General features: G+C 30.2%; 19 protein-coding genes and 1 tRNA gene. 11 read left to right on the top strand and 9 right to left on the bottom strand.

The window, feature by feature from the left end; all coding sequences use genetic code 11:
* Positions 1–43 precede the first annotated feature (43 nt).
* A complete protein-coding gene (locus tag MHL31_RS09875; RefSeq protein WP_240225789.1) occupies positions 44–1729 on the bottom strand; it encodes a glutamine--tRNA ligase/YqeY domain fusion protein in 1686 nt (561 codons plus the stop codon).
* Positions 1730–1993: 264 nt separating this feature from the next.
* On the opposite strand from MHL31_RS09875, the gene folB reads away from it, so the two are divergent.
* Complete coding sequence (gene folB, locus MHL31_RS09870; RefSeq protein ID WP_240225788.1) at positions 1994–2353, top strand: dihydroneopterin aldolase; 360 nt, start codon at positions 1994–1996, stop codon at positions 2351–2353.
* 228 nt (positions 2354–2581) lie between these two features.
* A tRNA-Cys gene (locus MHL31_RS09865) sits at positions 2582–2652 on the top strand.
* Positions 2653–2712: 60 nt separating this feature from the next.
* Here the strand turns inward: MHL31_RS09865 and MHL31_RS09860 are convergent.
* Positions 2713–3321: a superoxide dismutase gene (locus MHL31_RS09860; protein WP_240225787.1), complete on the bottom strand. Its 609-nt coding sequence runs from the start codon at positions 3319–3321 to the stop codon at positions 2713–2715.
* 160 nt (positions 3322–3481) lie between these two features.
* The gene (fbp, locus tag MHL31_RS09855) at positions 3482–4504 is read right to left on the bottom strand and encodes a class 1 fructose-bisphosphatase (protein WP_240225786.1); all 1023 of its coding nucleotides are present in this window, start codon (positions 4502–4504) and stop codon (positions 3482–3484) included.
* A 124-nt stretch (positions 4505–4628) separates the two neighbouring features.
* On the opposite strand from fbp, the gene MHL31_RS09850 reads away from it, so the two are divergent.
* The 3 genes from MHL31_RS09850 to MHL31_RS09840 are packed head-to-tail and all read left to right on the top strand — an operon-like array spanning position 4629 to position 8234.
* A complete protein-coding gene (locus MHL31_RS09850; protein WP_240225785.1) occupies positions 4629–5105 on the top strand; it encodes a GNAT family N-acetyltransferase in 477 nt (158 codons plus the stop codon).
* 1 nt (position 5106) lies between these two features.
* Positions 5107–6354 carry an aspartate kinase gene (locus MHL31_RS09845; protein ID WP_240225784.1) on the top strand — a complete coding sequence of 416 codons (1248 nt, stop codon included), beginning with the start codon at positions 5107–5109 and terminating at the stop codon, positions 6352–6354.
* Positions 6355–6392: 38 nt separating this feature from the next.
* The gene (locus MHL31_RS09840; protein ID WP_240225783.1) at positions 6393–8234 is read left to right on the top strand and encodes a lysophospholipid acyltransferase family protein; all 1842 of its coding nucleotides are present in this window, start codon (positions 6393–6395) and stop codon (positions 8232–8234) included.
* Between the two features lie 61 nt (positions 8235–8295).
* On the opposite strand, the gene MHL31_RS09835 is transcribed toward MHL31_RS09840, so the two are convergent.
* The 3 genes from MHL31_RS09835 to MHL31_RS09825 form a co-directional block, all read right to left on the bottom strand.
* Positions 8296–9849 carry an aldehyde dehydrogenase family protein gene (locus MHL31_RS09835; RefSeq protein WP_240225782.1) on the bottom strand — a complete coding sequence of 518 codons (1554 nt, stop codon included), beginning with the start codon at positions 9847–9849 and terminating at the stop codon, positions 8296–8298.
* Positions 9850–9977: 128 nt separating this feature from the next.
* The gene (locus MHL31_RS09830) at positions 9978–11189 is read right to left on the bottom strand and encodes an outer membrane beta-barrel protein (protein WP_240225781.1); all 1212 of its coding nucleotides are present in this window, start codon (positions 11187–11189) and stop codon (positions 9978–9980) included.
* Between the two features lie 14 nt (positions 11190–11203).
* The gene (locus MHL31_RS09825) at positions 11204–11740 is read right to left on the bottom strand and encodes an RNA polymerase sigma factor (protein WP_240225780.1); all 537 of its coding nucleotides are present in this window, start codon (positions 11738–11740) and stop codon (positions 11204–11206) included.
* An 88-nt stretch (positions 11741–11828) separates the two neighbouring features.
* Between MHL31_RS09825 and MHL31_RS09820 the strand changes: the two genes are divergently transcribed.
* Positions 11829–12806 carry an acyl transferase gene (locus tag MHL31_RS09820; protein WP_240225779.1) on the top strand — a complete coding sequence of 326 codons (978 nt, stop codon included), beginning with the start codon at positions 11829–11831 and terminating at the stop codon, positions 12804–12806.
* Between the two features lie 358 nt (positions 12807–13164).
* Here MHL31_RS09820 and MHL31_RS09815 read toward each other — a convergent pair whose 3' ends face one another.
* The gene (locus MHL31_RS09815; protein ID WP_240225778.1) at positions 13165–14343 is read right to left on the bottom strand and encodes an acyl-CoA dehydrogenase family protein; all 1179 of its coding nucleotides are present in this window, start codon (positions 14341–14343) and stop codon (positions 13165–13167) included.
* Between the two features lie 184 nt (positions 14344–14527).
* Between MHL31_RS09815 and rnpA the strand changes: the two genes are divergently transcribed.
* From rnpA to purD, 4 genes are all read left to right on the top strand, one after another.
* A complete protein-coding gene (rnpA, locus tag MHL31_RS09810) occupies positions 14528–14920 on the top strand; it encodes a ribonuclease P protein component (RefSeq protein ID WP_240225777.1) in 393 nt (130 codons plus the stop codon).
* Positions 14921–14945: 25 nt separating this feature from the next.
* Entirely contained in the window at positions 14946–16586 is a 1641-nt protein-coding gene (locus tag MHL31_RS09805; protein WP_240225776.1) for a S41 family peptidase, read from the top strand.
* 93 nt (positions 16587–16679) lie between these two features.
* Positions 16680–18368: a hypothetical protein gene (locus MHL31_RS09800; protein ID WP_240225775.1), complete on the top strand. Its 1689-nt coding sequence runs from the start codon at positions 16680–16682 to the stop codon at positions 18366–18368.
* 35 nt (positions 18369–18403) lie between these two features.
* On the top strand, positions 18404–19675 hold the full coding sequence (gene purD / locus MHL31_RS09795) for a phosphoribosylamine--glycine ligase (protein WP_240225774.1): 1272 nt from the start codon (positions 18404–18406) through the stop codon (positions 19673–19675).
* 132 nt (positions 19676–19807) lie between these two features.
* Here purD and MHL31_RS09790 read toward each other — a convergent pair whose 3' ends face one another.
* Positions 19808–20854 carry a cell wall metabolism sensor histidine kinase WalK gene (locus MHL31_RS09790; RefSeq protein ID WP_240225773.1) on the bottom strand — a complete coding sequence of 349 codons (1047 nt, stop codon included), beginning with the start codon at positions 20852–20854 and terminating at the stop codon, positions 19808–19810.
* Positions 20844–21539 (bottom strand): response regulator transcription factor, encoded by a 696-nt coding sequence (locus MHL31_RS09785; protein WP_240225772.1) that lies wholly within the window; start codon positions 21537–21539, stop codon positions 20844–20846. Before MHL31_RS09785 ends, MHL31_RS09790 begins: the two co-directional genes overlap by 11 nt.
* Before the next feature lie 472 nt (positions 21540–22011).
* Between MHL31_RS09785 and MHL31_RS09780 the strand changes: the two genes are divergently transcribed.
* Positions 22012–23694: a T9SS type A sorting domain-containing protein gene (locus tag MHL31_RS09780; RefSeq protein WP_240225771.1), complete on the top strand. Its 1683-nt coding sequence runs from the start codon at positions 22012–22014 to the stop codon at positions 23692–23694.
* Positions 23695–23702 lie beyond the last annotated feature (8 nt).

Raw genomic sequence — 23702 nt, 5'->3', positions numbered from 1 at the left:
ATAAATTTTTACAGCCTTTTTCTAAAGTTATTTATTTCAATTATTATTCCCCCATTTTAGCCCAACTATCACGTAAAGGAACGGTTCTGTTAAATACTAAATTATTTTCAGTAGCATCTGTATCAACACAAAAGTAACCTAAACGTTGAAACTGAAATCTATCTAATATTTTAGAATCCTTTAAACTAGGTTCTACAAAAGCCTCAATAATATTTAAAGAATCTGGATTTATAAATTCTTTAAAATCTTTGTCTTTATGTCCATCCGGAGCTTCATCTGTAAACAGGCGATCGTACACTCTTACTTCAGCTTTAACAGCGTGTTTTATAGAAACCCAATGCAATGTGCCTTTTACTTTTCGTTTACTAGCTTCTGTTCCGCTTCCACTTAAAGAATCTTCATCATAAGTACAATGAATTTCGGTTACTTCACCATTGGCATCTTTAACACAGCTTTCAGCTTTAATTATATATGCATTTTTTAAACGCACTTCTTTCCCTAATTTTAAACGGAAAAACTTTTTGTTGGCTTGTTCTCTAAAATCTTCTTTTTCAATATAAATTTCACGACTAAAAGGTACTGCTCTGCTACCAAAACCATCAGCATAATCGTTATAATTAGCATCTAAAAACTCCTCTTTATCTTCAGGGTAATTAGTAATAACCACTTTAACAGGATCTAAAACAGCCATAACACGTGGTGCTGTTTTATTTAAATCGTCTTTAATACAGTGTTCTAATAAAGCTACATCTGTAACATTGTCTCTTTTAGAAATCCCTGCAGTATCGCTAAATTTTCGAATAGCATTTGGTGTATAACCACGTCTTCTTAAACCTGAAATTGTAGGCATACGAGGATCATCCCAACCAGATACAATTTTTTCTTCAACTAATTGTAGTAATTTACGTTTACTCATTACAGTATAACTTAAATTTCTACGTGCAAATTCTCGCTGTTTTGGTCGTAAAGCTAATTTTGAAGCATCGAAAACTTGGTCAACATACCAATCGTATAAATCTCTATGGCTTTTAAACTCTAGCGTACAAATAGAATGAGAAATTTGTTCTAAATAATCACTTTCTCCGTGTGTCCAATCGTACATTGGGTAAATACACCAATTGTCACCAGTTCTATGGTGGTGTTTTTTTAAAATACGATACATAATTGGATCACGCATGTGCATATTGGTATGTTTCATATCAATTTTTGCACGTAACACATGAGAACCTTCTTCAAATTCTCCATTTTTCATTTTAAGAAAAAGGTCTAAATTTTCTTCAATACTTCTATCTCTATTTGGACTATTAGTTCCATGTTCTGTAGGCGTTCCTTTTTGATTTGCCATTTGTTCAGAAGATTGATTATCTACATAAGCTTTTCCTTCTTTAATAAGTGTAATTGTCCAATCAAATAATTGCTGAAAATAGTCAGATGAATACAGTTCTTTATCCCATTTAAAACCAAGCCATTCAATATCTTGTTTTATAGAATCTACATATTCTTGTTCTTCTTTTGCAGGGTTTGTATCATCAAAACGTAAATTAACAGGTGCATTATAGCGCAAACCTAATCCAAAATTTAAACAAATAGAAGCTGCATGACCAATATGTAAATATCCATTTGGTTCTGGCGGAAATCTAAATCGTAATTTATCTTTTGATAATCCGTTTGCTAAATCTTCCTCAATAATTTGTTCAATAAAATTCAGCGACTTTTTTTCTTCACTCATAATTCTAAAATAATAAGTTACAAAATTATCGATTTTTTTTGGCAATAACTATAAATAATTAATAGTACCTAAGTTTAAAAAGTATATTTTGGGCGTTCCCTTTCAGGTTGGGCTTTCACTACTCGCTTTTTTTGTTGTTTTTTTACAACAAAAAAGAGCTCAAACAGGTCGTTCAATCCCTAACGCAAATTTTGGGTTTTTATACTAATTTGGGTAATTACAAAAAATTTAATGCCTAATTTTGTAATTCATAATTAAATAAAAATGGGAGTTATAAAAGTAAAAAACATTCGTGTGTACGCCTATCACGGCTGTTTGGTTGAAGAAGGGAAAATAGGTTCAGATTATAGAGTGGATTTAACTGTAAAAGCAAATTTATCTAAATCAGCAATATCCGATAATCTTGCTGATACAGTAGATTATGTACATTTAAATAAGATTGTAAGAGAAGAAATGGCAATTAGATCTAAGCTATTAGAACAAGTTGCTAAACGTATTTTAGATCGTATTTTAGCTGAAATTGTTATTGTAAAATCTGCTAAAGTTGAAGTTTCTAAATTAAACCCACCTATTGGAGGTAATGTTGCAATGGTTACCATAGAAATGAGTAAGCGTAGAAAATAACTTTTGGTTCAATTTTTAGTTGTGTTTTAAAAGCTTATTAAATTAATGTCTATATAAACAAGTACTTTACATTGAATTAAAATGTAAATTATTTTTTAAATTGTTGATTTTAAATATGTAGTACTTTGTTTTAAAGTAATTTTTAAATTAAGAATAAGGGAGTTATAGAATATTTGTTAAAAAATGTTGCTAACTTATTAAAATTAGTTAAATTTGCAATCCAATTAAGGCGTCGTGGCCGAGTGGCTAGGCTGGGCTCTGCAAAAGCTCCTACAGCGGTTCGAATCCGCTCGTCGCCTCAATAAACAAAAAAACTCGCCAATTTGGCGAGTTTTTTTTATAGTATACTACTAAAAATATTATTTATTTTCAGCATATAATTTTTCTACATGGTTCCAGTTTATTACGTTAAAAAACGCATTGATATAATCTGGTCTTCTGTTTTGGTAATTTAAATAGTAAGCGTGTTCCCATACGTCTAAAGCTAAAATAGGGAAACCTTCGCAACTAACACCTGGCATTAATGGATTGTCCTGGTTTGGTGTTGAGCAAACTTCAACTTTTCCTCCTTTATGAACACATAACCAAGCCCATCCAGAACCAAAACGTGTTGCAGCAGCTTTAGCAAAAGCATCTTTAAAAGCATCTACAGAACCAAATTCTGCAATAATTGCATCTTTTAATTCTCCAGATAAATACCCTTTTCCTTCAGGATTCATTACATCCCAAAATAAACTGTGATTGTAAAAACCTCCACCGTTATTTCTAACAGCAGTATTATCCATATCTAATCCGTTTAAAATAGTTTCAATAGATTGTCCATCAAGTTCAGTTCCTGCAATAGCGTTATTTAAATTGTTAGTATAACCTGCATGGTGCTTTGTATGGTGAATTTCCATAGTTTTTGCATCAATATGTGGTTCTAACGCATCATATGCGTATGGTAATTTTGGTAATTCAAATGACATAGTTGTATATTTTTTTTAGTTAAACTTAAAATTATTTCTTTTTCTGCCTTTTTTCAAAGGTAACGAACCATTTTCACTTTAAAAAATCTTAAAAATCAAATGTTCTTATAGTGGTATTAGCATTTGTTATATTTGATGAAATTATTAATTTTTATTTTTTTTAATAATTAGCATCGTTTGGGTATTTCGCCATAAATTCTTCAGCTTTTTCTACCATTTTTTTACTTCCGCAGAAAAAAGGAACGCGCTGGTGTAATTCTGTTGGTTTAATATCCATAATTCTTTTATAACCATCAGTTGCTTTTCCATTTGCTTGTTCTGCTAAAAAAGCCATAGGGTTGCATTCGTATAATAAACGTAATTTTCCTTTTGGACCAATGGCACTAGTTGGGTACATATAAATTCCGCCTTTAATCATATTTCTATGAAAATCGGATACTAAAGAGCCAATATACCGAGAAGTATAAGGTCTGTTGTCTTTTTCTTCTTGACAGTATTTTAAATAGTCTTTTACACCTTGTGGAAAATGCACATAATTTCCTTCGTTTATAGAGTAAATTTTGCCTTCTTCTGGGAATTTAAAGTTTGGATGAGATAAATAAAATGAACCAATTGCAGGATTTAACGTAAATCCATTTACACCATGTCCAGATGTATAAACTAGCATTGTTGAAGTTCCATAAACTACATATCCTGCAGCTACTTGTAGGTTTCCTGGCTGTAAAAAGTCTTCCATTTCAACAGGAGTTCCAATTGGAGTTATACGCTTGTAAATAGAAAAAATAGTACCAACAGAAACATTTACATCTATATTTGATGAGCCGTCTAAAGGATCAATTAAAACCACATACTTATTTTCGTTTGTTCCTTGTTTTCCTCTAATGGTAACAAAATTGTCTTCTTCTTCACTTGCTATACCACAAACAATTTCCCGGTTTATTAAAGTTTCCATAAAAACTTTATTGGCATAAACATCTAATTTTTGTTGATCTTCACCTTGAATGTTTGTTTCTCCAGCATTGCCCATAATATCAACCAAGCCTGCCTTATTTACTTTATAATTTACAATTTTAGCGGCTAATTTCATTGAACTTAGAAGTCTAGAAAATTCTCCTGAAGTAGATTTATAATGTTTTTGATTTTCAATAATAAATTCACCAAGTGTTAAGTTATTGGTTTCCATAGTTGTTTTTTGAAGTTTAGTAGTACAAATATCGAAAAATTTAATTTTAAAAAGGGTGAAGATTCTAAGATAGTTTGTATAAAGATTTTTATTTTAGCCGTAACTTAATAAATTAAAAATAAGAATGAGTTTTATAATTAGAGAAGGGAAAATTGAAGATGCTCCTTCAATTTTAAAGTTAATACAAGAGTTAGCAAATTTTGAAAATGAAGCAGATGCTGTTGAAGTAACGGTTAGCGATTTAGAAAAAGATGGTTTTGGAGACACCCCTTTATTTAAAATTTTTGTAGCTGAAATTTCAGAAGAAATTGTTGGAATTGCATTGTTTTATCCGCGTTATTCTACTTGGAAAGGTCCTACAATTCATTTAGAAGATTTACTTGTTACAGAGCAAAAAAGAGGTCAAAAAATAGGAAGTGCTTTGTATAAAAAAGTAATAGAATATGGTTACAATAGAGGCGTTAAACGTATTGAGTGGAATGTGCTAGATTGGAACGAACCTGCTGTTAAATTTTACGAAAGTACTGGTGCAAAAGTTTTAAGAGATTGGGATTCTGTTCAAATAGACAGGGCTTCAATGAAAAAATATTTAAAGGTTTAAAGTGAAGGTATTTAAATTTGGCGGAGCTTCTGTTAAAGATGCCGAGAGTATAAAAAATGTTGTTAGAGTTTTAGAATATGAAGGTTTTGAAAATACACTTATTGTAGTTTCTGCAATGGGTAAAATGACCAATGCGTTTGAGAAAATAATAGATGCATACCATAATAATTCTGAAGATTTGGCAACAAACATAAACAGTGTTAGAGATTTTCATATAACTATAATTAAAAACTTATTTGAAAATAAAAAGCACCCTATTTTATTTGAGGTTGAATTATTATTTGGACAATTAAGTGGGTTTTTAGCCATTAACAAGTCTACCGATTATAATTATATCTACGATCAAATTGTGGGTTATGGCGAACTGCTTTCAACAAAAATTATAAGTAGTTATTTAAACACTATTGGTATTACAACAAGGTGGATTGATGTTAGAGATTTTATAAAAACGGATGCTACTTATAGAAATGCCGCTGTAAATTGGGAACAAACTAAAACGAATATACAAGCATTAAATACTCAAAATTTAAATATTACTCAAGGGTTTTTAGGGGCAGATTCAAAAGGGAAAACTACAACTTTAGGAAGAGAGGGCTCTGATTATACTGCAGCAATTTTTGCACATTGCTTGGGAGCAGAAAGTGTAACTATATGGAAAGATGTTGATGGAGTTTTAAATGCAGATCCTAGATATTTTAAAGAAACCGTTTTGTTAGAACAAATTTCTTATGGTGAAGCAATAGAAATGGCTTTTTATGGTGCATCTGTTATTCATCCAAAAACAATAAAACCTTTAGAAAATAAAAAAATTCCTTTGTATGTGCGTTCGTTTTATAATCTAAAACAAAAAGGGTCAATAGTAGGTGGTGGGCAGCTTATAGTTCCAGATGTTCCTTGCTTTATTCTAAAAAATAAACAAATTTTAGTTTCTATTTCTGCATTGGATTTTTCTTTTATGGTTGAACATAATTTAAGTGATATTTTTAAAATTTTACACAATTATCAGCTCAAAGTAAACCTTATTCAAAACTCTGCACTAAGTTTTTCGGTTTGTTTAGAAGATAAATTCAATAATTTTGAAGCATTTTTATCAGAAATAACTCTTAAATACAATATTACTTTTGTAAGCAATGTTGCGCTTTTTACAATTAGACATGCCAACCAAAAAGCTATAGATTTGGTAGAAGAAAAAGGAAAGGTGCTTTTAAAACAAGCTACAAAAGGTACGGTGCAACTTATAATGCAATAATTTTATGTATTTTTGTAGTTATCTTTAATTAAAATTAGATGAGTTTAGTAACGCCAAAAGAGGTTTCAAAAGTATTAAATCTTGATAAATACGGATTTATAGGTACATTTTTTGGGTGGTTATTAATGAGGATTCTTCGAATTTCAACCATAAATAAAATATACAATAAACATAAGCATTTAAAAGATTTAGACTTTTTTACAGCGCTTTTAGACGACCTTCAAATTAAATTTGAAATTCCAGAAGAAGATTTAAAAAGAATTCCAAAAGATGGTGCTTTTATCACAGTTTCTAACCATCCTTTAGGAGGTATAGATGGTATTTTATTGTTGAAATTATTAACTGAAAAACGACCAGATTATAAAATAATTGCAAATTTTTTATTGCATAGAATTGAGCCAATGAAGCCTTTTATAATGCCTGTAAATCCTTTTGAAGATAGAAAAGATGCAAAGTCTAGTATTTCAGGAATAAAAAGTGCGCTTTTACACATTAAAGAAGGGAATCCTATAGGGATTTTTCCGGCAGGAGAAGTTTCTACTTATAAAGATGGTAAATTAATTGTTGATAAACCTTGGGAAGAAGGAGCTATTAAATTAATTAAAAAAGCAAAAGTGCCGATAATTCCTATTTATTTTCACGCTAAAAATAGCAGGTTATTCTATTTTTTATCTAGGTTAAATCCAACACTTAGAACTGCTAAATTACCTTCGGAGTTACTGTCTCAAAAAGAGCGTGTTATTAAGGTTAGAATAGGGAAAGCAATTTCTGTTAAAGACCAAGAAACATATAAAAATACACAAGATTTTTGTCAATTTATTCGAAGAAAAACATATATGTTGGCAAACCCTTTTGAAAAGGTTTCTAAAACTATAAATACAGCATCATTAAAAAAAACAAGACAGCCAAAAGAAATTGTTTGTCAAAAAAATAATGATAGAATTATTGAAGAAGTAGATGCACTCCGTACCAATAATGGAAGGTTATTAAAAAGTAAAAATTACGAAGTTTTTTTTGCGCCAAGTAATAAAATTCCCAACCTAAAATTTGAAATTGGACGTTTGCGTGAAATTACTTTTAGAGAGGTTGGAGAAGGTACTAATGAGTCTATCGATTTAGATCGGTTTGATGGGTTTTATCATCATTTATTTTTATGGGACAATGCTGATAAAAAACTAGTTGGAGCCTATAGAATGGGTTTAGGAAAAGATATTTATAAAAAACATGGAATTGAAGGATTCTATGTGCACACACTGTTTAAGTTTGAACCGGAATTGTATACAATGATGGAGAATTCTATAGAAATGGGTAGAGCATTTATAATTAAAGAATACCAACAAAAACCTATGCCATTGTTTTTACTTTGGAAAGGAATTGTACACGTAACTTTACGCTATCCAGAATACAAATATTTAATTGGTGGTGTTAGTATTAGCAATCAGTTTTCTAATTTTTCAAAATCGTTAATGATTGAGTTTATGAAATCTCATTATTACGATCCGTATATTGCTCAATATATTCATCCAAAAAAGGAATACAAGGTAAAGTTAAAAGATGCTGATAAAGATTTTGTTTTTGATGCAACTCAGTCAGATATGAATAAATTTGATAAAGTTATTGATGAAATTGAACCTGGAGCGCTTAGAATACCGGTTTTAATTAAAAAGTATGTAAAACAAAATGCGCGTTTAGTAGCATTTAATGTGGATCCAAAATTTAATAATGCTGTAGATGGATTGATGTATATAAGAGTTGCAGATATACCTGAAAGTACTGTAAAACCAGTTATGGAAGAATTTCAAGCAGAACTAGAAAGTCGCCTAGAAAATGAAAATTTTGAAGAAATTGTAAACTCTAAAGAATCAATTTCTTCTAAGTAAAAGTTATACTTAATATAAAACCAAACAGGTTTCAACAACCTATTTGGTTTATAATATATTATTAGAAATTAAATTTAATTCCTTGCGCTAGAGGTAGTTCTGTTGTGTAATTAATAGTGTTTGTTTGACGACGCATATAAACTTTCCAAGCATCGGATCCAGATTCTCTTCCACCACCAGTTTCTTTTTCACCACCAAAAGCACCTCCAATTTCAGCTCCAGAAGTTCCAATATTTACATTTGCAATTCCACAATCTGATCCTACTTGAGATAAAAATAACTCAGCTTCACGCAAATTATTTGTCATTATAGCAGATGAAAGACCTTGATTTACATTGTTTTGAATTTCAATAGCATTATTAACATCTCCAGAATATTTTAGCAAGTATAAAATAGGTGCAAATGTTTCGTGTTGAACGATTTTAAAATGATTTTCAGCTTCAACAATTGCTGGCTTAACATAACAGCCAGTTTCAAAACCTGTACCGGTTAAAACACCGCCTTCAACTAATAATGTGCCACCTTCTTTAACAGCTTCTACCAATGCATTTTTATACATTTCAACAGCATCTTTATCAATTAAAGGGCCTACATGGTTGCTTTCATCTAAAGGATTTCCAATGCGTAATTGATTATATGCAGCTACTAAAGCTTCTTTTACTTTCGTGTACATAGATTCGTGAATTATTAATCTACGTGTTGAAGTACAACGTTGTCCAGCTGTACCAACTGCTCCAAAAACAGCACCAATAACGGTCATTTTTAAATCTGCATCGGGTGTTATTATTATGGCATTATTTCCACCTAATTCTAATAGCGATTTTCCTAAACGTTCTCCAACAGTTTTACCAACAATTTTTCCCATTCTTGTTGAGCCTGTTGCTGAAATTAGTGGAACTCTTTTATCGGTTGTCATAAATTCACCAACAATATAATTTCCATTAATAATAGTTGAAATACCTTCTGGTAAGTTATTTTCTTTTAAAACATCAGCAATAATATTTTGGCAGGCAATACTGCATAAAGGTGTTTTTTCTGAAGCTTTCCATATACATACATCACCAGAAATCCAGGCCAATGCAGTGTTCCAAGCCCAAACTGCTACTGGAAAATTAAATGCTGAAATAATACCAACAATTCCTAGAGGATGGTATTGTTCGTACATTCTATGTCCAGGACGTTCAGAATGCATTGTAAGTCCGTGTAATTGTCGTGATAACCCCACAGCAAAATCACAGATATCAATCATTTCTTGTACTTCTCCTAAACCTTCTTGTAACGATTTACCCATTTCATAAGAAACTAGCTCGCCCAAAGGTTGTTTTAGTTCTCTTAATTTATCTCCAAATTGTCTTACTATTTCTCCGCGTTGAGGTGCTGGTTTTAGCCTCCAACTTTTAAATGCCGTTTGCGCATTTTTAATCACCTGTTCGTAATCTTGTTTTGTAGTAGTAATTACTTTTCCAATTAAAGCACCATCTACTGGAGAGTATGATTCAATAATTTCACCATTACCAAATGAAATTGAACCTGTTGAAGTTCCGTTATTTAGTTCTTTAACACCTAGTTTTTTTAGTGCTTTTTCAATTGTTTTGTTTATAGTTATGGCTTCCATATTGTATAGGTTTTAAAGTTGTGCTTAACAAAGCTACGAATATTAAATGGTATAAAAAGAAAAGCCATTTCAAATTTGAAATGGCTTTCTTCATTCAATATTTGGTAACCAACCAAATAATAAACCAACTAAAACTTATAATTTAAACCTGTATAAATTCCTAGGTAATATGGCTGTATACTACCTGAATTTTTTGAAAAGGTATTTGTTTGCATTTTAAACATTGGAGAGATATTGATAAATAAATTTTCTTTAATAGAGTAATCTACATCAAGACCAATATTTCCTGTAAAGTTGATAGCTCTTAAATTGTTTGATGAGCCTAAACTTTGAGTGATTGAATTTGTTTCAACAAAAACTTCATCGTTATTAAGTAAAAGTGTACTAAAACCACCAACCAAGTTTACCCCTAATTTACCATCGGTAACGTTGTATTTTAATTCAACAGGGATTTCAACATATCCAAAAACTTGATTTAAGCTCCCTTTATTTGGGTCTATAGCATTAAGTTCTCTTAATTTTGTTGTAGCATATTGCTGTGGTTTTCCCAGATTTATTGGGTTGTTAGATATGTTTGAATATTCTACAACTGCAACTCCAGGAGTTACATAAATATTGTTAGTTGTATATCCTAAATTAATAAGGTTAATTCCGGATTGTACACTAAATTTGTTATTTAGTTTATAGGCAAATTTTACACCGTAAGAATAAGATGAATTTCCAGAGGCTGGGTTGTCTTTAAACTGACTGTCAATACCCGATCCATCTCCAAATGAGCTTATGTAAATTGGTGCAAAAATAGTTGCAACGGTTATTCTTCCACTTGAAATTAGTGAAGATTTATCCATTTTAGTGTCATTGTTGTCTGGTAATGGTAGACTAAGCGCATCTGTTAAAATAGAATTATTTTCTTTTAAGTTGTTATTTTTATTAGTATTGGAAACTTCATCAATACTGTTTATAGCTGTAATTTTAGTGCTTTTAGCGCCAATAAGCTCATTTATTTTAGGCTGTGTTAACGGTTTTTTAGTAACAGTATTATTTTTAGAATTTGTAGTTTGAATACTATCATTATCAATAACTATATTTTCAGAATTAGAATCTTTTAAAAAGTTATTTGAGAAATTATTATGTGGTATAAAATAGATTGTGCCTATGCTAAAAAATAATATAAGTAAGGCAGCTACACTTGCAAATTTAAGCCATAAAGGAAATCGTTTCTTTTGAGAAACTGGAGCTAATTTCTTTTGAATTGAATTCCAAGATTGACTTGGAGGTGAGACCTCTAAATCCTTTAGCTTTTCTTGAAAAATCCTGTCTATATTCTTATAATCTCTCACTTTAACCTTTTATCTTAAACAGACTGTTGACTTTCTTGATGTTTCTCTATTTTTTGTTTTAAAATGCCTCTTGCTCTGGCTAAATTAGATTTAGATGTGCCTTCAGCAATTTTTAACATTTTAGAAATCTCTTTATGAGAACATCCATCTAATACATACAGGTTAAATACCATTCTGTATCTTTCTGGCAACTCTTGAATGAGATTCAATAAATAATCTAAAGAAATTTCATCATCGTCGATGTCAACAATCACCTCATCAGGAATTTCTTCAGTAACAATACTTAACACAGTTTTTTTTCTATACTTTAATAAAATTGTGTTAACCATAACTCGCTTAATCCAGCCTTCAAATGATCCTTTAAAATTAAACTGCTCAATTTTATCGAAAATGACTACAAAGCCATCTTGAAAATTATCTTGAGCCTCTTGTTTATTTTTAGAGTATTTAAGACAAATTGAGAATAATTTACCTGCAAAAAGCTGGTAAATCTCTTTTTGTGCCTTTCTATCATTTTTAGCACATTTTTTTATGAGCTTTTCTAAACCCAAATACGAGTGTTTTTATTGTTAATAAGATACCTAAAAAGATAATAGGTTGCGTAAATTTACATTACTTTTGTGAAGTTTCCCAATTTTTATGAAAAGAAATACGCTATTTAAGTCACATAATACAAACGAATTTAATGAAATAGCTCTGGATATTTTTAGATTTCAGGCTATTCATAATGTGGTATACAATACCTTTTTAAAACATTTAAAGGTTGATATAAATTCCATTCAAAAAATTGAAGATATTCCTTTTTTACCTATTCAATTTTTTAAAACTCATAAAATTGTTGCTTCTGAAGATGCAGTTGAACAAATTTTTTTAAGTAGTGGTACTACAGGAATGACACAAAGTAAACACTATGTTACAGATGTTTCTATTTACGAAGAAAGTTTTACTAAAACCTTTCAGTATTTTTACGGAGCTATAGAAAATTATACAATATTAGCATTGTTGCCTTCGTATTTGGAACGTACAGGTTCTTCATTAATTTATATGGCCGATAGTTTTATAAAGAAATCAAACAATCCAAAAAGTGGTTTTTATTTGAATAATTTAGAGGAATTGGCTAAAAACTTACAAGAATTAGATAAAAAAGGTGAAAAAATACTTTTAATTGGAGTTTCCTTTGCTTTGTTAGATTTATTGGATAAATACAAATTCGATCTAAAAAACACCATAATTATGGAAACTGGTGGAATGAAAGGAAAACGAAAAGAACTTATTAGAGAAGAATTACACAGTATTTTATGTAATGGTTTTGGGGTTTCTAAAATTCATTCAGAATATGGAATGACCGAATTATTAAGTCAGGGATATTCTAAAGGAGATGGAGTTTTTGAGTGCCCACCGTGGATGAAAATTTTAACACGTGATACGGAAGATGCTTTAACAATACTCCCAGAAGGAAAATCGGGAGGTATAAATGTTATAGACTTAGCGAATATAAATTCTTGTTCGTTTATAGCTACACAAGATTTAGGAAAAACTTTTAAAAATAACACTTTTGAAGTATTAGGCCGTTTTGATAATTCTGATATTAGAGGTTGTAATTTATTGGTGTTGTAAAACACGCTGTCATTCCTGCAAAGGCAGGAATCCATTTTTGCACAATATAAAAACCTAACAGGTTTTGAAAACCTGTTAGGTTAATTTTTATAGATTTTGTTATTTTAGTTAGAAGAGATATCCATAATACAAAGTCTTTTTTTTATAAAGAATATTATAGATACCTGCCTGCGCAGGTATGACAAGATGTTGGTTACTATTGAATTGTTTCTAATAATTCCACCTGTCATTTCTGCTCAGGTAGGAATCCATTTTTACACAATTTGAAAACCTAACAAGTTTCTAAAACCTGTTAGTTTAATTTTATAGGTTTTGTTATTAATACAAAGTGTTTTTTTATACAGTGTAATAGGTTGTTTTACTTAAAAGCCGATAAGCCTGTAATGTCTAATCCGGTTATTAATAAGTGAATGTCATGTGTGCCTTCATATGTAATTACACTTTCTAAATTCATCATATGACGCATTATAGAAAATTCGCCAGAAATACCCATTGCACCTAAAACCTGACGCGCTTCTCTAGCTATTTTTAAAGCCATAGCCACATTATTTCGCTTTGCCATTGATATTTGCGCAGAGGTTGCTTTATTTTCATTTTTTAAAGTCCCTAAGCGCCAAGTTAACAATTGCGCTTTGGTGATTTCGGTAATCATTTCTGCCAGTTTTTTTTGTTGTAATTGTGTTGCTGCAATTGGTTTATTAAACTGGATACGTTCTTTTGCATAGCGTAAAGCAGTAGCGTAACAATCCATTGCGGCACCAATGGCTCCCCAAGCTATTCCGTAACGAGCAGAATCTAAGCAGCCAAGTGGGGCACCTAAACCATCTTTATTTGGCAGTATGTTTTCTTTTGGAATTTTAACATTATCAAAAATTAATTCACCAGTTGCAGAAGCTCTTAAACTCCATTTGTTATGTGTTTCTGGAGTTGTAAATCCTTCCATTCCGCGTTCAACAATTAATCCCTTTATACGGCCTTCTTCATTTTTAGCCCAAACAACTGCAATGTCTGCAAATGGTGCATTTGAAATCCACATTTTTGCTCCATTCAATAAAAAATGGTTGCCCATATCTTTAATTTTAGTTTCCATACCACTCGGATTAGATCCGTGGTTGGGTTCTGTTAAACCAAAACATCCCATAAGTTCTCCAGTAGCTAATTTTGGTAAGAATTTTTTACGTTGTGCTTCGTTTCCATATTTCCAAATTGGATACATTACTAACGAGGATTGTACAGAAGCTGTTGATCGAATTCCAGAATCTCCTCGTTCAATTTCTTGCATAATTAAACCATAACTTATCTGATCTAAACCTGCTCCACCATATTCTTCGGGAATATAAGGGCCAAAAGCGCCAATTTCGGATAAACCACTAATAATTGATGTTGGAAATTTGGCTTTTTGAGCGGCTTCTTCAATAATTGGAGACACAGAACGCTTTACCCATTCTCTAGCTGCATCTCTAATTAACAAGTGTTCTTCAGTTAATAATGCATCTAATTGATAATAATCCGGAGCTTGAAATAAATCTTGAGACATACTGTTAAGATTTTGGTTATACACAAATTTACTAATTAAAGTCTTTTCAATTTAATTTTTTAAAATCTTTTATTCCTTACATTTGTCGTATTAATAAAATACGTAAAGTAGTTAAAGTTTGGAATTTACTGAAGTTAATTAAACTTTAATATTCCAAGTTTTAGATATTTTAGTTACTGTATATATGCAATACACATTAGGAAAAGAAGAAAGATTAAAAAGTAAAAAATTAATTGAGCAGCTTTTTGCTGAAGGAAAACACGTTAAATCGTACCCTTTTAGATTAATTTATTTACCGATAAACCATGGAGCTAAATCTTTAGTGAAAGCTGGTTTTGCTGTTCCGAAGAGGAATGTAAAATTAGCCGTAAATAGAAATAGAATTAAAAGGTTAATGCGCGAAGTCTACAGAAAAAATAAACATTCTTTTACTGAAAGTTTAACTGAACCATATATTTTTATGTTTATTTATATGGCAAAAGACGAAATAAATTATGTTGATTTGGAGTTGTCTTTAAAAAAGGTAAGTGCAAAACTTCAAACAAAAATTAAAGAAGATAAGCCGAGCAGCATTTAACCATTAAAAATATTAAAAAAGACATATGAAAACTAAAATTAAAAAATGGATATTAGCTGTTTTTGTAACTGTTACTATTGCAATTTCCGTAGGGTTTCAATCGAACTTTTTTGAAATTGCAAAACAAATAGACATTTATACAACAATGTTTAAAGAATTAAATATGTATTATATAGATGAAATAAATCCTGGAGAATTAACCAGTAAATCTATAAACTACATGCTTAGTAATTTAGATCCATACACACGTTTTTACGATGAGCAAGGTGTTGAAGATGCAAGAATTAGAGCAACAGGTGAATATGGTGGAATTGGAGCTGTTTCAAAATTTAAAAATAAAACGGTAATTATTAGAGAAATATTAAAAAATTCTCCTGCAGAAAAAGCTGGGTTAAAAGTTGGTGATAAAATTTTAAAAGTTGACGATGTTGCTGTTGAAGATTTTGAAGAAATTGGTGTTTCAAGTGTCTTAAACGGATTGCCAAATACTGATGTAATACTTAAAATTGAACGTCAAAATAAAATGCTGGAAATTCAGGTAACTCGAAAAAAAATTATTGAAAAAGCAGTGCCTTTTTATACAATGCTTAATGCTGAAGTTGGTTATATTTCATTTGTAAAGTTTAATCAAAAAGCTGCAGAAGAAGTAAAAGAAGCCTTTTTAGAATTAAAAGAAGAAGGTATGAGAAAACTAATTATAGATGTTAGAAGTAACCCAGGAGGTTTATTAAATGAAGCAGTTTCAATTGTTAATTTTTTTATACCAAAAGATAAAGTTGTGGTTACAACAAAAGCAAAAACTCAAAAAGAAAGCGCCACTTATAAAACAAAAAATGAACCTATAGATTTAGAAATTCCTTTAACTATTTTAATTAATAATAGATCGGCATCAGCTTCAGAAATTTTAGCAGGAGCCTTACAAGATTATGATAGAGCGGTGGTGCTAGGCGAACGTTCTTTTGGAAAAGGTTTAGTACAACGTTACAAACCACTTTCTTACGGTACACAAATGAAATTAACCATTTCTAAATATTATACACCAAGCGGAAGGTGTATTCAAGAATTGGATTATACAAATAGAGATGATAAAGGGAATGTGCCTAAGTTTTCCGATGCAGGAAGAGAGACTTATACAACCGAAAAAGGAAGAATTGTATATGGCGGTGGAGGTATTTTACCTGATTTTAAAATTGAAAAACCAACAACTACTAAAACTACTGAAGTATTGTTAAAATCGGATGCGTTTTTTAACTATGCGACCACTTATTTTTATAAAAATCCAACAATTTTAGAGCCTTCAAAATTTAATTTAAAAGAAGCAGATTTTGACAATCTACTAAAATACTTAAGTAAAAATCAAAGTGATTTTAAAACTAAAACAGAAATCGAATTTAAAAAAGCACTTGAAAAAGCTACTTCAGAAAATTTAGGGAAAAATGTAGCAAAAAAATATACGGATTTGTTAGATGTAATTTATGCAGAAAAATTAAACGAACTAGAAAAAAACAAAGAAGAAATTATTGAAAAATTAACTGAAGAAATTGTAAAACGCTATTTTTATATTGAAGGTGTTTATCAACAAAAAGCAGTATTTGATCCAACAATTTTAAAAGCAACAACAATTTTAAATAATCAAAACGAGTATTCGGGGTTGTTAACTAATTAAAAATTGAGTCATTTCAACTTTAAACTTTTCAACTATTAAACTAAGAATTAATTCAACAGAGATATTGTATCTTTACATTTCAAAATAAGAAGTATGACACATTCTAAAATTCAAGATAGAACCAGAGCGCAAGAGTCTTCTAATGCAATAGAACGCTTATATATTACTATGCGCCATTTATTTAGTAGAGGGTTTTATAAACCAATGGGTATTTCGGGTGATGCATTAAGAGAATCGTTATTGTTATTGCGTCCAGAAATTTATGGTTCTATTGCCGATGAAAAAGTTGAATTAAATGGATTAATTTATGTTATTGAGCGATTGCCAATAGGAATTGAAGAGTGTAGATTTATTAATTTAACTTCAGAAGAAGGTTATTCTAAATCGCATTTTGAAGCTATTGTTCCTCCAAAAAGACGAAGAAATTGCTATAGAATAGACAAAGATCAAATGAATATTGAAGTTACCAGAGGAAGATCTGAAATCTATGATATTCTAACACATTTAACATTTCTATTTGTAGAGTCTCATAAAATTGCAAATAAAGTTTTAATTGATGATGGAACTAAAACAATACGCGAATGGAATAAATTAGAAGATGTAGTACTTCATAATAGAAAAATATCTAGAGACGAACGCGATATAATGTTGGCGCATTTAGCAAGTATATTAGGGCGTACTTTTGAAGAAGCTCTAGAAGTGTATTTGGCTTTAAGCTTAGAGAATAATAAAGACCGATTTTTTCAAATAATTTATTGGTTAGGTAAATTAGCGATTAATGAAAAAGTACACAATCTAAAAAGAGAAATTAATTTTAGTCCTGTATTACGTGAACGTATTGGACATCATATTTTTGGAGAAATATGGGCAACCAATATTAAACGTGTATTAGAAGAAAATAACTTACTAAGTAGGCCAATACATATTATAAGTGCAAATATGCATAGTGTAATGAATTCAATTTATGCGCCTATTATTTTACCAGGACAAATAAAAGATGAAAATTTAATTTCGTTATTTCAGTTATTAAGTAAAGACGAAAACGAAGATTTACGTCACCAAGTAAAAGAATTTGCAGGTGAAAATGGACTGTTTTATATTAAAGATACGTTTGGAACTAATATTAATGTTCAAGTAATCGATACCGAAAAAATAGATATTTCTAAAACACAATACACCTTAAAAAACAGTTTAGGAGAAGAAGAAAAACCTGTAATTATTGTTATGGATTATGCTTTTGGAGAACAGGCCTATGAAACAATGGATGAACTTTTAAAACCTTATATAAATGATAAGAATAGAGAATTTCATTTAAATGTGGCATCTGTTTCAATAATGGGGAAAGCAGGTATTTTAGATGGAGAAAAAGGTGATATTATGATTCCTTCTTCACATATTTTTGAAGGGACAGCAGATAATTATCCGTTTAAAAATCAACTAAAAAAGAGTCTGTTTGAAGGTTGTGGCGTAAATGTTTTTACAGGAGCAATGGTAACTGTTTTAGGAACATCGCTTCAAAATAAAGATATTTTAAAATTCTTTCATAACTCAACTTGGAAAGTTACAGGACTTGAAATGGAAGGTGCACATTACCAAAAAGCCATACAAGCAGCTTCAAAAATAAGAGGGAATATCTCTAGAAAAGTGAAAGTAAGATATGCTTATTATGCATCAGATAATCCTTTAAAAACAGGAAGTACTTTGGCTTCTGGAGGATTAGGTACTTCAGGTGTATTACCAACCTATGTTATTACTCAAAAAATATTAGAACAAATTTTTTAATTAAAAACTATAAATAGCTTAAAATAAATTTACAAATGAATGTATTAATACTTGGATCAGGAGGAAGAGAGCATGCATTGGCATGGAAAATAGCACAAAGTAACTTATTAAATAAGTTATTTATTGCTCCTGGAAATGCTGGAACAAACGAAGTTGGAACCAATTTAAATATAAATCAAAATGACTTTAAACAAGTAAAAGAAGCTGTTTTAGAGCATCAAATTAGTTTAGTTGTAGTTGGACCTGAAGATCCATTAGTTAAAGGAATTCATGATTTCTTTTTAAACGATGCTGAATTAAAGAATGTTCCTGTAATTGGACCTCAAAAATATGCTGCACAGTTAGAAGGAAGTAAAGAATTTGCTAAAGAGTTTATGTTTAGACATAATATTCCAACTGCAGCATACAAAAGTTTTACTGCAGAAAATTTAGAAGAAGGTTATTCATTTTTAGAATCATTAACCGCTCCGTACGTTTTAAAAGCAGATGGTTTAGCTGCTGGAAAAGGCGTTTTAATTTTAAATGATTTACAAGAAGCAAAAGACGAACTTACTGAAATGTTAGCCAATAAAAAGTTTGGTGATGCTAGTAGTAAAGTAGTTATTGAAGAGTTTTTAACCGGGATAGAACTTAGTTGTTTTGTGTTAACAGATGGAAAAAGTTATGTTACTTTACCTAGCGCAAAAGATTATAAAAGAATTCGTGAAGGAGATAAAGGTTTAAATACGGGAGGAATGGGAGCTGTATCTCCAGTACCATTTTTAACAGATGCTATAATGGAAAAAATAGAAACTCAGGTTATTAAACCAACAATTGATGGGTTTCAAAAAGACAATATCAGTTATGTAGGGTTTGTGTTTATTGGGTTGATATTAGATAAAGGTGAAGTTAAAGTAATTGAGTACAATTGCCGTATGGGAGATCCAGAAACTGAAGTTGTAATACCTCGTATTGAAAGTGATTTTTTAGAGCTTTTAATCGCTGCAGGAAATAAAGAATTACACACTAAAACCATAGAATTAAAAAAAGAAAGTGCTTGTACAGTTATGTTAGTTTCTGGCGGATATCCAGAAGCTTATGAAAAAGGAAAAGAAATTTTTGGATTAAAAACTATTGAAAACTCTATTCCATTTCATGCGGGTACAACTACCAAAGAAGAGAAAGTTTTAACAAACGGAGGAAGAGTATTAGCAATTACATCTTACGGAACTAATTTTAAAGAAGCTTTAAAACAATCGTATCAAAATATTGATAAAATATGTTTTGAAGAAATGAATTTTAGAAAAGATATCGGGTTCGATTTGTAGAAACATATTGTATAATTTAAAAAATGCCCTAACAGGTTTTAGAATCTGTTAGGGCATTTTTATGTGTAAATTTCTTCTTTTGTTAAAATTGTATAGAGGCTAAAATAAGATATAAGTGTTTGTAATCTGGCTTTAAAGAACTTTCATTTTTTCTAATGTAAATGAAAATTCTGAACCTTTACCATATTCGCTTTCTACAAAAATTTGCTCGTTATGAGATTCTAAAATATGCTTAACAATAGAGAGCCCTAATCCAGATCCACCTTGATCTCTAGATCTACTTTGATCAACTCTGTAAAACCGTTCAAAAAGTCGAGGTAAATATTCTTTTTTTATACCTTCACCATCATCAATAACTTTTACAAGTACTTTGGTTTCCTTTTTTTCGAAACTAACCATAATAGTACCATTTTTTTTCGAATATTTTATTGCATTTACAATTAAGTTGGTAAGTACTTGTTCAATTTTTTCAGCATCTGCAATTACCATTATTGGATAAATATAATGTTTATTAAAATGCATAGAAACATTTCTTTTTTTTGCCCTCATTTCCAATAATTCAAATACATCTTGTGTTAATTCTAGAATATTTAGAGGTTTTTTGTTAATAGATAAATCGGCAGATTCTAATTTAGCAATTAAATCTAAATCTTTAACAATAGAAATAAGTCTTTCAACACCTTTATTGGCACGCTTCAGGTATTTTTTAGTAATTTTTTTGTCATTTATTGCACCGTCAGCTAGAGTTAATAGGTAACCTTGAACGGTAAAAAGAGGTGTTTTTAATTCGTGAGAAACATTTCCTAAAAACTCTCGTCTATAATTTTCTCTTAAATTTAAATTAGCAATTTGTTCTTGGTTAAATTCCGCAAACTTTTGAACTTCTCTAGAAAGCGCATCAATATCTGAAGTTATAGCAGTTTTATTAAAATCGGAACGGTCTAAAATAGAAACGCGATCGTATATTTTCTTTATGCGTTTATAGATAAATTTCTCTAACCTATATTGAATAATTAAAAACGTAAAGATGAAAATAAGACCTATAAAGGGTATTAAATATTTAATATTTAACGGTATATTTAAAAATACATATGCGGTAATTAATAATACCCCAAGAATAAATAGTGTAATAAATGAGGCAGTCCAAAAAGCAAATGAATATGTTCTTTTAATCTTCATTAACAACAAATTTGTAACCTACGCCTTTTACAGTTTTAAAATATCTATCACCAATTTTTTCACGTAATTTTCTAATATGAACATCGATAGTTCTACCGCCAACTACAACTTCATTTCCCCAAACTTTATCTAAAATATCGTCACGTTTAAAAACTTTTCCTGGTTTAGATGCTAGTAGTGCAAAAAGTTCAAATTCTTTTTTTGGTAAAGATAGTTTTTCACCTTCTTTTATAATAACATATTCTTCTCTGTCTATAACAATTTCACCAACTTTTACACTATTAGATGTAATGTTTTGAACCTCATTTACCCTTCTTAATAGTGCCTTAATTTTACTTACTAAAACTTTTGGTTTTATTGGTTTTGTTATATAGTCGTCTGCACCAACATCAAAACCTGCAACCTGAGAATAGTCTTCACCTCTAGCTGTAAAAAATGTGATTAGAACATGTTCTAATCCTTTTGTTGCTCTTATTTTTTCACAAGCTTCAATACCATCCATTTCAGGCATCATAATATCTAAAATTATTAAATGCGGATTGTTTAATTTTGCAGAAGCGATAGCTTCAATACCATTTTTAGCGGTATAAACCTTATAACCTTCATTTTTTAAATTGTAAGATACAATTTCTAAAATATCTGGTTCATCATCAACTAAGAGTATTTTGATAGCTGCTTTTTTCATATGTTTTTATTATTTTTTATTTAACGATTTCTGCTGTTTGCTATTTAATAATTTATTTAGCAATATTCTTTTTAGCAATATTCGTTTCATAATTTTACTTAAATTAAAAAGTAAAAACATTTCAAAAGTAATCATTAATTACAATTACAAAACATTAGAACTAAAGTAATTTAAAGTATAACATTAACCTAACATTAAAATTACATAATATTAATTTTAAGTCGGTTTTTGTGCTTAATGCTAAAATAAAAAGAATCTATTTTATAATTAAATTTAAATAGGTGGGTTTTTAAAGAAGTAATATTTGTCGTTATTTAATTGGTTTTTTTAAAAGTTAAAGTAGGAGGTAATAGTACCTGCTGTTATAGTATGTTTTTCAATAATTAGATGTTAAAATACTAATATATAGTTGTTTATATTTTTTTAATTCAATTATTTTTATATATTTAAGAGCAACTAAAAAAATATAGCTATGAAAAAACTTTACTTTTTGGTTATTGCCATTTTAATGGTTACACTATCTTTTGGTCAAACTGAAGTTTTTATTAATGAAATCCATTATGATAATGATGGAACTGATTCTAATGAAGGTTTTGAAATAAGCGGACCAAGTGGTACGGATTTATCAAACTATACTATTGTATTGTATAATGGAACTAATGGTCAACAATATAATTCTATTAATTTGTCTGGTATATTAACAGATGACAGTGATGGTTATGGGTTTAAATGGTTTGGATTGTCTGTAGATGGTTTGCAAAATGGTTCCTCAGATGGTTCCCCAGATGGTATTGCTTTGGTAAATACTTCAACTTCAACTGTTGTGCAATTTTTAAGTTATGAAGGTAGTTTCACTGCTACTGATGGTGCTGCAAGTGGAATAACATCGACAGATATTGGTGTTGAAGAGTCAGGTACTACTCCAGTAGGATATTCTTTACAATTGGTGGGCTCAGGAGTTCTTTATGAAGATTTTACTTGGGTTGTTCCAAGCGCACATACAAATGGTACTGTAAATACTGGACAAACATTTTCAACAAATCCTTTTATTTTTTTAAACACAAACGCTGTTACAGATTTAAACTATATGTTTAACCATGGTCCTTCCACGGTAGCTAATTTTACCGTTTTTGGTACTTATTTATCAGATGATATTGTTTTAACAGCTTCTACCAATTACGAGATTTCTGAAACTTCAGTTGGAGGATGGACTTCTTCTATAACACTTACAAAAGGAGGAGGAACTACTATCGCAACAACTACAATTTTTGTTAGGTTAAAAACGGGACTTTCTATTGGCTCTTATTCTGAGGATATTACTTTAATTAGTGCAGGTGCTGTAACTAAAACAGTTACTTTATCTGGCCATATAGAGCAAGTATCTATGCTTATTACTGGAGTTTATGATGGTCCTTTACCTGGTGGTACGCCAAAAGGAGTTGAACTTTATGTTATAAATGACATTCCAGATTTAAGTATTTATGGTTTGGGGACTGCTAATAATGGGGAAGGTACAGATGGTGAAGAGTTTACATTTCCTGCTATTTCAGCTTCTGTTGGAGATTATATTTATTTAGCTTCAGAAACTACAGGATTTTCTGCTTTTTTTGATTTTACTCCTGATTATACAAGTTTAGATTTAGGGGTTAGTGGAGACGACGCTATTGAGTTATTTGGATTTGGATCAGTTATAGATGTATTTGGAGATGTAAGTTACACAGCTCTTGTACCTACATCTTGGGAGTATACAGATGGCTGGGCATACAGAAATACGCCTGGACCAAATACTGTTTTTTCAGTTGGTGATTGGAATTATAGTGGTGTAGGTGCATTAGACGAAGCAACAACTAATGCAACGGCTGCCACGCCATTTCCAATTGCTACTTATAATATGTCTGTTCTCTCTGTAGTAAAAGATCAAATAGAAGGTTTTATAATGTATCCAAACCCTGTAACTAATGGAATGTTGTATATGTCATCAAAGAGTAGTTTAAATAAACAAGTTACTATTTTCGCTTTAACGGGACAACAGGTTTATAGTAAAAATTTACAAGCTAAAGAGCATATAGATATTTCTAGTTTAAATAAAGGAATTTATTTAGTGAGAATTATTGAAGAAGATAAAATTGCTACACGTAAATTGGTGGTAAATTAGTTAGAATT

This window comes from Lutibacter sp. A80, from assembly GCF_022429645.1.
Classification (GTDB): domain Bacteria; phylum Bacteroidota; class Bacteroidia; order Flavobacteriales; family Flavobacteriaceae; genus Lutibacter.
This window is presented reverse-complemented; position numbering and strand designations above follow the sequence as displayed.